This window comes from Kitasatospora sp. NPDC059571 (assembly GCF_042735675.1).
Lineage (GTDB): Bacteria > Actinomycetota > Actinomycetes > Streptomycetales > Streptomycetaceae > Kitasatospora.
Window position 1 is genome coordinate 1 of the sequence record NZ_JBHWBW010000355.1, and the last position, 8,330, is coordinate 8,330.

The 8,330-nt window shown below is 72.4% G+C and carries 6 protein-coding genes; 5 read left to right on the top strand and 1 reads right to left on the bottom strand.

All coding sequences use genetic code 11. The features are described 5' to 3' along the window. Nucleotides 1-44: 44 nt before the first annotated feature. Nucleotides 45-986: a heme o synthase gene (locus ACFV0G_RS29220; RefSeq protein WP_380554482.1), complete on the bottom strand. Its 942-nt coding sequence runs from the start codon at nt 984-986 to the stop codon at nt 45-47. Between the two features lie 463 nt (nt 987-1,449). Between ACFV0G_RS29220 and tkt the strand changes: the two genes are divergently transcribed. The 5 genes from tkt (at nt 1,450) to pgl (ending at nt 8,280) form a co-directional block, all read left to right on the top strand. Beyond that, nucleotides 1,450-3,549: a transketolase gene (gene tkt, locus ACFV0G_RS29225; protein WP_380554485.1), complete on the top strand. Its 2,100-nt coding sequence runs from the start codon at nt 1,450-1,452 to the stop codon at nt 3,547-3,549. Between the two features lie 92 nt (nt 3,550-3,641). Continuing rightward, a complete protein-coding gene (gene tal / locus ACFV0G_RS29230) occupies nt 3,642-4,754 on the top strand; it encodes a transaldolase (protein ID WP_380554488.1) in 1,113 nt (370 codons plus the stop codon). 105 nt (nt 4,755-4,859) lie between these two features. After that, the gene (gene zwf / locus ACFV0G_RS29235; protein WP_380554497.1) at nt 4,860-6,383 is read left to right on the top strand and encodes a glucose-6-phosphate dehydrogenase; all 1,524 of its coding nucleotides are present in this window, start codon (nt 4,860-4,862) and stop codon (nt 6,381-6,383) included. Further along, entirely contained in the window at nt 6,380-7,498 is a 1,119-nt protein-coding gene (gene opcA / locus ACFV0G_RS29240; protein ID WP_380554491.1) for a glucose-6-phosphate dehydrogenase assembly protein OpcA, read from the top strand. Before zwf ends, opcA begins: the two co-directional genes overlap by 4 nt. Then, nucleotides 7,495-8,280 (top strand): 6-phosphogluconolactonase, encoded by a 786-nt coding sequence (gene pgl / locus ACFV0G_RS29245; protein WP_380554494.1) that lies wholly within the window; start codon nt 7,495-7,497, stop codon nt 8,278-8,280. Before opcA ends, pgl begins: the two co-directional genes overlap by 4 nt. The last annotated feature ends 50 nt before the right edge of the window (nt 8,281-8,330 follow it).

Below are 8,330 nucleotides of genomic sequence, written 5' to 3' on the forward strand. Positions count from 1 at the left end.
GCCCCGGGGCGCACGCCCCGGGGCCTCGTCGTCGCAGCGTCGGGCTACTTCACGAACGGGTCGACCGCGATGACCACGAACAGCAGGGTCAGGTAGGTGATCGACCAGTGGAAGAGCCGCATCTCCTTCAGCTTGGCGCCCACCACGCCGGCCTTGGCGCGGGCGTGCAGCCCGTGCGCCTCCTTCAGCCAGAGCGCGCCGAGCGCCACCGCGGTCACCGGGTACAGCCAGCTGGTGTGCGCCAGCGGCCACAGCGCCAGCGAGACGGCGACCATCACCCAGGAGTAGGCCACGATCTGGCGGGCGACCGCCAGGTTGCCGCGGATGACCGGCAGCATCGGGACGCCGGCCTTGGCGTAGTCCTCGCGGACCTTCATCGACAGCGGCCAGTAGTGCGGCGGCGTCCAGAAGAAGATCACCAGGAAGAGCACCAGCGCGGACCAGGACAGCGAGTTCGTCACCGCGGCCCAGCCGACGAAGACCGGCATGCAGCCGGCGATGCCGCCCCAGACGATGTTCTGCGCGGTGCGTCGCTTCAGGCCCAGCGTGTAGACGAAGACGTAGAACAGCAGGGCGGCCAGTGCCAGGCCGGCCGCCAGGGCGTTCACCAGCAGGCCGAGCCAGAGGGTGGAGCCGACCGCGAGGGCGATGCCGAAGACGAGCGCCTCGCGCGGGGAGACCATGCCGGTCACGAGCGGCCGGCGCTCGGTGCGCGACATCACCGCGTCGATGTCGCGGTCGATGTACATGTTGAGGGCGTTGGCACCGCCGGCCGAGAGGTAGCCGCCGACGACCACCCAGAGCACGAGCAGCGGATCCGGGACCCCGCGCTGCGCCAGGAACATCACCGGCACGGTGGTGATCAGCAGCAGCTCGATGATCCGAGGCTTGGTCAGTGCGACGAATGCCCCGACACGGGCCCCGAACGGCCGGTGCGCAGGCGTCGCCCCGACCGCCCCGGCGGGGCGGGATTCGACGGCGGTCACGAACACCCCAACTCACGATGAACTTCCACAGGCGTCCCCTGGGCCCGTGGGCTCCGGTGCGTCCGCTCTGCGCGTACCACGCCACCTTAGACGCTCCATATGTCCCGCCCGGCCCCGGGGGGCCCCGGCGAGCCGAGCCGCACACCCGCGGGTGAATCGCCGCAGATCGGGCAGCGCCCGGCCGCCGGCTCCCCCGTCTTGCCCCTCGGACGGGCGCACGGCCCCCGGACGCGTGAGGGTAGGACAGAGGAGCGCGGCCGCCCCCGGGGGAATGCCCGTGCCGCCACCCCGGTTGTCCCGGCACGCAGGGTGAGGGCGCTCCAGGGCGGTAGGCTCGCACAGAGAAGCGGGATCAACCCTCCGTGACCGGCACCATCGAAGCGTCAGGACCACAGCGACGTGGCCGACCCGGTCCCCTTCACGGGGTCACTCTTCACCACCATGGAAGGAGCCCTGAGACAGGGTGAGCACCACGCCGACGAACGCATTCGAATGGACCGAACTGGACCAGCGGACCGTCGACACGGCCCGGGTCCTCGCGATGGACGCCGTGCAGAAGGTGGGCAACGGCCACCCCGGCACCGCGATGTCGCTGGCCCCCGCCGCGTACGTGATCTTCCAGCGCTTCCTGCGCCACGACCCCACCGACCCGGCCTGGGTCGGCCGTGACCGCTTCGTGCTGTCCCCCGGGCACACCTCGCTGACGCTGTACACGCAGCTGTACCTGTCCGGCTACGGCCTGTCCCTGGACGACCTGAAGGCCTTCCGGGTCGCCGGCAGCCGCACCCCGGGCCACCCCGAGCACGGGCACACCGCGGGCGTCGAGACCACCACCGGCCCGCTCGGCCAGGGCGTCGGCAACGCGGTGGGCATGGCGATGGCCGCCCGCTACGAGCGCGGCCTGTTCGACCCGGAGGCGCCGGCCGGCACCTCGCCGTTCGACCACACCATCTGGGCCATCGTCTCCGACGGCGACCTGGAGGAGGGCATCTCCGCGGAGGCGTCCTCGCTGGCCGGCCACCAGAAGCTGGGCAACCTGGTCGCGCTGTACGACGACAACCACATCTCCATCGAGGGCGACACCGCCACGGCCTTCTCCGAGGACGTCCTCGGCCGGTACGAGGCCTACGGCTGGCACGTCCAGCGGATCACCCCCAAGAGCGACGGCGACATCGACGTGCACGCCCTCGCCACCGCGCTGGAGGCCGCCAAGGCGGAGACCGAGCGGCCGTCCATCATCGCGATGCGCACCATCATCGCCTGGCCGGCGCCGAACGCCCAGGACACCGCCAAGGCGCACGGCTCCGCGCTCGGCGACGCCGAGATCGCGGCCACCAAGAAGGTGCTGGGCTTCTCCCCGGAGAAGACGTTCGAGGTCTCCGAGGCGGTCGTCGAGCACGCCCGCGAGGTCGTGCACCGCGGCAAGGCCGCCCGCGCCGAGTGGGAGAAGGGCTACCACGCCTGGCGCGAGGCCAACCCGGAGCGCGCCGCCGAGTTCGACCGGATCCAGATCGGCGAGCTGCCCGACGGCTGGGAGAAGGCCCTGCCGGTCTTCCCGGCCGGCAAGGACGTCGCCACCCGCAAGGCCTCCGGCGACACCCTCAAGGCCGTCGGCGCGCACATCCCGGAGCTGTGGGGCGGTTCGGCGGACCTCGCCGAGTCCAACCTCACCACCATCGACGAGGAGTCCTCCTTCCTCCCGGAGGGCAACCCGCTCAAGAGCGCCTCGCCGTACGGCCGGACGATCCACTTCGGCATCCGCGAGCACGCCATGGGCTCGATCATGAACGGCATCGCGCTGCACGGCCGCACCCGCATCTACGGCGGCACCTTCCTGGTGTTCTCCGACTACATGCGCCCGGCCGTCCGCCTCGCCGCGCTGATGAAGCTCCCGGTGACCTACGTGTGGACGCACGACTCGATCGGCCTCGGCGAGGACGGTCCGACCCACCAGCCGGTCGAGCACCTGGCCGCGCTGCGCGCCATCCCGGGCCTCTCGGTCGTCCGCCCCGGCGACGCCAACGAGACCACCGTGGTCTGGCGGACCATCCTGGAGCGGCAGACCAGCCACCCCGGCCCGGTCGGCCTCGCCCTCACCCGCCAGGGCGTGCCCACCTTCGACCGCGAGGTGTTCCACTCCGCCGAGGGCGCGGCCAAGGGCGGCTACGTGCTGGCCGAGGCCTCCGGCGCCTCGCCGAAGGTCATCCTGATCGGCACCGGCTCCGAGGTGCAGCTCGCGGTCCAGGCCCGCGAGGCCCTGGAGGCCGACGGCATCCCGACCCGGGTGGTCTCCATGCCGTCGGTCGAGTGGTTCCACGAGCAGGACCAGGCGTACCGCGACAGCGTGCTGCCGCCGAACGTGCGTGCCCGGGTCTCCGTCGAGGCCGGCATCGCGCAGGGCTGGCGCGAGCTGGTCGGCGACGCCGGCCGCATCATCAGCCTGGAGCACTTCGGCGCCTCCGCCGACTACAAGGTGCTGTACCAGGAGTTCGGCCTGACCGCCGACGCGGTGGCCAACGCCGCCCGCGCCTCGCTCCGCACGGTCGAGGCCGTCTCCCGCTGAGCATCCCCGGGCCGGGTATCCGACCGCACATCGGGTACCCGGCCCGTCTGACGACCCCACAGCAGACGTACGACACAAGAGGATGAAGCACCATGACTGACGCTCTGAAGCGCCTCAGCGACGAAGGCGTGGCGATCTGGCTGGACGACCTGAGCCGCGACCGTCTGAACAGCGGCAACCTGGCCGAGCTGGTGCAGGAGAAGCACGTCGTCGGTGTCACCACCAACCCGACCATCTTCCAGAAGGCCATCGGCGGCGGCAGCGCCGCCTACGACGGCCAGCTCACCGACCTCGCGATCCGCAAGGTCACCGTGGACGAGGCCGTCCGCATGATCACCACCTCGGACGTGCGCGACGCCGCCGACGTGCTGCGCCCGGTCTACGACGCCTCCAACGGCCGCGACGGCCGGGTCTCCATCGAGGTCGACCCGCGCCTGGCCCACCAGACCGCGCCGACCGTGGCCGAGGCGAAGCAGCTGTGGTGGCTGGTGGACCGCCCGAACGTGTTCATCAAGATCCCCGCCACCAAGGCCGGCCTGCCCGCCATCACCGAGGTCATCGCCAAGGGCATCAGCGTCAACGTCACGCTGATCTTCTCCCTGGAGCGCTACCGCGAGGTCATGGACGCCTACCTGACCGGCCTGGAGAAGGCCAAGGCCGCCGGCCTGGACCTCTCCCAGATCGAGTCGGTCGCCTCGTTCTTCGTCTCCCGCGTGGACACCGAGATCGACAAGCGCCTCGACAAGATCGGCGGCGACGCCAAGGGGCTGCGCTCCAAGGCCGCCGTGGCCAACGCCCGCCTCGCCTACCAGGCCTACGAGGAGGTCTTCGCCTCGGACCGCTGGAAGGCCCTGGAGAGCGCCGGCGCCAACGCCCAGCGCCCGCTGTGGGCCTCCACCGGTGTCAAGGACCCGAACCTCCCCGACACCCTGTACGTGACCGAGCTGGTCGCCCCCGGCACCGTCAACACGATGCCCGAGGCCACCCTCGACGCGGCCGACGACCACGGCGACGTCACCGGCGACACCGTCACCGGCAACTACGCCGACGCCAAGGCCGTCATGGACGCGATCGCCGCGGCCGGCGTCGACTACGACGACGTCGTCCAGCTGCTGGAGGACGAGGGCGTCGAGAAGTTCGAGGCCTCCTGGAACGAGCTGCTGGAGACCGTCTCGGCCTCGCTCGCCTCGCACGGCCAGAACTGACCACCCTGCTCACGACCAAGCGCACGGAGAGCGGAGCCAACACCAGTGAGCAACACCCCTGCTTTTCCCGATGACGAGGGTGGCGAGGTCGGGCAGGGCGATCCCCTGACACCCGCCAACCCGCTGCGCGATCCGGCCGACCGCCGGCTGCCGAGGATCGCCGGGCCGTCCGGCCTGGTGATCTTCGGCGTGACCGGCGACCTGTCGCGCAAGAAGCTGATGCCCGCCATCTACGACCTCGCCAACCGCGGCCTGCTCCCGCCGGGCTTCTCGCTCGTCGGCTTCGCCCGGCGCGAGTGGGAGGACGAGGACTTCGCCCGGGAGGTGCACGACGCGGTCAAGGAGCACGCGCGCACGCCGTTCCGCGAGGAGGTCTGGCAGCAGCTGGCCAAGGGCATGCGGTTCGTCCAGGGCGACTTCGGCGACGACGAGGCCTTCGACACCCTGCGCAAGACCATCGAGGACCTCGACCAGGCCCAGGGCACGGGCGGCAACTTCGCCTTCTACCTGTCGGTGCCGCCGAAGTTCTTCCCCACCGTCGTCCAGCAGCTCAAGAAGCACGGTCTGACCGACCCGCCGAAGGGCTCCTGGCGCCGCGCGGTGATCGAGAAGCCGTTCGGCCACGACCTGGCCAGCGCCCAGGAGCTGAACCGGATCGTCCACGAGGTCTTCCCCCGGGACGAGGTCTTCCGGATCGACCACTACCTGGGCAAGGAGACCGTCCAGAACATCCTGGCGCTCCGCTTCGCCAACCAGATGTTCGAGCCGATCTGGAACCGGTCGTACGTCGACCACGTGCAGATCACCATGGCCGAGGACATCGGCATCGGCGGCCGCGCCGGCTACTACGACGGCATCGGCTCGGCCCGCGACGTCATCCAGAACCACCTGCTCCAGCTGATGGCGCTCACCGCCATCGAGGAGCCGGCGTCGTTCCACCCCAAGGCCCTGGTCGCCGAGAAGCTCAAGGTGCTCAGCGCCGTCAAGCTCCCCGCCGACCTCGGCAAGCACACCGTCCGCGGCCAGTACGCGGGCGGCTGGCAGGGCGGCGAGGAGGTGGTGGGCTACCTGGACGAGGACGGCATCGACGCCAACTCCAAGACCGACACCTACGCGGCGATCAAGCTGGAGATCAACAACCGCCGCTGGGCGGGCGTGCCGTTCTACCTGCGCACCGGCAAGCGGCTGGGCCGCCGGGTCACCGAGATCGCGGTGGTCTTCCAGCGGGCTCCGTACCTCCCGTTCGACTCCTACGCGACCGAGGAGCTGGGGCAGAACGCCCTGGTCATCCGGGTGCAGCCGGACGAGGGCGTGACCGTGCGGTTCGGGTCGAAGGTCCCCGGCACCGCGCTGGAGGTCCGGGACGTCACGATGGACTTCGCCTACGGCGAGTCCTTCACGGAGTCCAGCCCGGAGGCGTACGAGCGGCTGATCCTCGACGTGCTGCTCGGCGACGCCAACCTGTTCCCGCGCCACCAGGAGGTCGAGCAGTCCTGGCGGATCCTCGACCCGATCGAGCGGTACTGGGACACCCACGGCAAGCCCGCCCAGTACGCCTCGGGCACCTGGGGCCCGGACGAGGCGGACGAGATGCTCGCACGAGACGGCAGGAGCTGGCGCCGGCCATGAAGATCGACCTCACGCACACCACGTCCGGCAAGATCAACGCGGCGCTCATGGCGGCCCGCCGCGCGAGCGGCGCCGGCGCGGCCGGCATGGTGCTCACCCTGGTGATCGTGACCGACGAGGGCAGCGCGTACGACGCCCTCCGGGCCGCGAGCGACGCCTCGCGCGAGCACCCCTCGCGCATCCTCGCCGTCATCAAGCGCGCCGGGCGCTCGCCGCGGGCCCGCGCCGAGGCCCGCCTGGACGCCGAGATCCTGGTCGGCTCGGACGCCGGCTCCGGCGAGACCGTCATCCTGCGGATGCACGGCGAACTCGCCTCGCACGCCCAGTCGGTCGTCCTGCCGCTGCTGCTGCCGGACGCCCCGGTGGTGGTGTGGTGGCCGGAGAACGCCCCGCAGGACCCGGCCAAGGACCCGCTGGGCGCGCTCGCCCAGCGGCGCATCACCGACGCGGTCACCGCCGAGTCGCCGGTCGAGCAGCTCGCCCAGCGGGCCACCAGCTACACCCCCGGCGACACCGACCTCGCCTGGACCAGGATCACCGGCTGGCGCTCCATGCTGGCCGCCGCCCTGGACCAGCGGCCCGCCAAGATCGTCAGCGTGGTGGTCGAGGGCGAGTCGTACAACCCCAGCGTCGAGCTGCTCGGCCTGTGGCTGCACAACCGCCTGCGGGTCGGGGTGGAGCGCATCGTCACGGCCGGCCCCGGCATCACCGCGGTGCGGATGCGCACCCGGGACGGCGAGATCGTCCTCGACCGGCCCGACGGGCTGATGGGCACGCTCTGCATGCCCGGCGCGCCGGACCGGATGGTCGCGCTCAAGCGCCGCGAGACCGCGGAGCTGATCGCCGAGGAGCTGCGCCGGCTGGACCCGGACGACATCTACGCGACCGCGGTCCGCACCCCGGTGGACCGGCTGCACGACCGCGAGGGCGCCCAGGAGCGGGCCGCCGCCAACCCCGCGGAGGCCGTCCCCGCCGAGACCGCCGCCCCCGCCCGGGTGACCGCCAAGCTGCCGGACGCCCCGGCCGCGAAGGCGACGGGCAAGACGGCGGGCAAGGCGGCGACCGGCAAGGCCGCCGCCAAGAAGGCCGCCCCGCGCAAGCGGAGCTCCTCGTGACCGCGGCCCCGCAGCTGGTGGTGCACCGGGACAAGGAGCTGATGGCGCACGCCACGGCGGCCCGGCTCATCACCCGCATCGTGGACGCCCAGGCCGCCCGCGGCACCGCCTCCGTGGTGCTCACCGGCGGACGCAACGGCAACGCCCTGCTCGCCGCGATCGCCGCCTCCCCGGCGCGCGACGCGGTGGACTGGGCGCGGGTCGACCTGTGGTGGGGCGACGAGCGGTTCGTCGCCGCCGACGACCCGGACCGCAACGCCGTCCAGGCCCGGGCCGAGCTGCTCGACCGGGTCCCGGTGGACCCGGCCCGGGTGCACGAGATGCCGGCCTCCGACGGCGTCGACGGCTCCGACGTGGAGAGCGCCGCCGCGCGATACGCGGACGAGCTCGCCAAGGCCGCCGACCCGGGCTCCGGCCTCGCCGTCCCGGCCTTCGACGTGCTGCTGCTCGGCGTCGGACCGGACACCCACGTCGCCTCGCTCTTCCCCGAGCACCCCGGTGTCCGGGAGGGCGAGCTGACCGTGGTCGGCGTCCGGGGTGCGCCGAAGCCGCCGCCCACCCGCGTCTCGCTGACCCTCCCGGCCATCCGGGCGGCCCGCGAGGTGTGGCTGCTGGCGGCCGGCGAGGACAAGGCCGACGCGGTCGCGCTGGCCCTCAGCGGCCCCGGCGAGGTCCAGGCGCCGGCCTCCGGCGCGTACGGCACCGAGGGCACCCTCTGGCTGCTGGACCGCTCGGCGGCGGCCCGGCTGCCCGAGGGGTTCCGCCCGACGGCCGCGGGCTGATCCCGCCCGTCCCGACGGCCCCGTCCCGCACCCGCGGGGCGGGGCCTGTC

Coding starts and splice junctions, on each gene's coding strand:
- opcA (WP_380554491.1), top strand. CDS start 6,380: ATGAAGATCGACCTCACGCACACCACGTCCGGCAAGATCAACGCGGCG.
- tal (WP_380554488.1), top strand. CDS start 3,642: ATGACTGACGCTCTGAAGCGCCTCAGCGACGAAGGCGTGGCGATCTGG.